Annotated in this window: 1 protein-coding gene; it reads right to left on the reverse strand. The window is 65.5% G+C overall.

Going from position 1 to position 1,338, the window contains the following annotated elements:
* Nucleotides 1-190 precede the first annotated feature (190 nt).
* Entirely contained in the window at nucleotides 191-1,306 is a 1,116-nt protein-coding gene (locus EN964_RS34815; protein ID WP_127269166.1) for a tetratricopeptide repeat protein, read from the reverse strand.
* Between the last annotated feature and the right edge of the window lie 32 nt (nucleotides 1,307-1,338).

Raw genomic sequence — 1,338 nt, forward strand, 5'->3', positions numbered from 1 at the left:
CTCGTGGGGGAGATGCCTGGCAGGGCAGAGGGGGGCGTGAAGGAATGCCAGCCTTCGGTCATGCTTGCGTGCGGGAACACGCGCCAAAATTGGCCGATCTGTTGGCGGGACAGCGCCCCCCTCTGTCCTGCCGGACATCTCCCCCGCAAGGGGGGAGATTGGCTGTCATGGCGGCCTTTGCCAATCATGCTCACCCCGCCGTCCGCGCCAGCTGCAGATCCACGAACTGCACGCCCTTGGCTGCAACCCGCGCCCATTCCGAATCCGCGTCGAGTTCGAGATAGCGCACCCACAGCTGCCGCGCCTCTAGCAGATTGCCCGCGTCGAACTCCAACCTCGCAAGGTTGAACACCGGATCGGCATAGGTCTTGTCGAGCGCGATCGCCTTCTGCAGGTGCCTTCGCGCCGAGGCTTCGCGACCTTGCTCGCTCATCAGTCCGGCCAGGTTGAACCACGCCTCGACGAAGGCCGGGTCGAGTTTTATCGCATTGATATAGTCATGCGCGGCGTCCACCGCGTGGCCGCCGGCGCGCAGGCAGTTGGCGCGGTTGAAGGCGGCAATCGCATCGCTCGGATCGATGGCGAGACAGCGCTGGTAGAGCGCGGCGGCCCCATCATGGTCGCCCTGCTCCTCCGCCGCTTCCGCCTCGGCGAACAGCTCCTCCAGCGTGTCGTCACCCTCTGCCCCGGCTGTTCCGAGATCGAACAGCAACTGCCCATCGAGTTCGCTCTGGCCGCCTTCGAGATAGATCGCGTCGGCGCGCCCATGCTGCGAGCCGACATTGAGCGACTTGGCGGTCAGCGACGCCACCGGGCCGGAGCGGTGGACGGAGCGCGCGATCGCCGCCCATGTCGCGCCGCCGGCGATGAGCCCGGCATATTTGCGCGCCAGGATCAGGTCGCGGAAGGAATAAGGTTCTGTGTCATGCTCGAACGCATCGAACAGCGACAAAAAATCGAGGTCGGAGCCTGATAGCCGCGACTGATCGATCAGCGATTGCCGCGACAGCGAAGACGCCTCCGGTGTCTTCATCAGTCCGAGAAGGCGCAGGAATCCGTTCTCGCTGATCAGCGTTCGACCGGCCGCGCGCTCGGCGGCGACACTGCGCTCGATCCCGGCATCGCCGTTTTTGACGAGGCCTGCCCTGGCGAGAAGTGTCCGGCCGAAGACGACATGCGTGGTGCGCCTGGTGATACCGCGCCGCAGCTGGCCGTGCTGGCGTTCCACTTCCCGCGCAGCCAGCCTGAGCGGAAAAGCCGCCAGCGCGCCTATCGTGCCGAAAACAGCGCCGGTCGGTGCCGTCATTTCTTGCTCTTGCCGACCGCCTTCAGCAGATT

This window comes from Mesorhizobium sp. M7A.F.Ca.CA.001.10.2.1 (genome assembly GCF_003998575.1).
Lineage (GTDB): Bacteria > Pseudomonadota > Alphaproteobacteria > Rhizobiales > Rhizobiaceae > Mesorhizobium.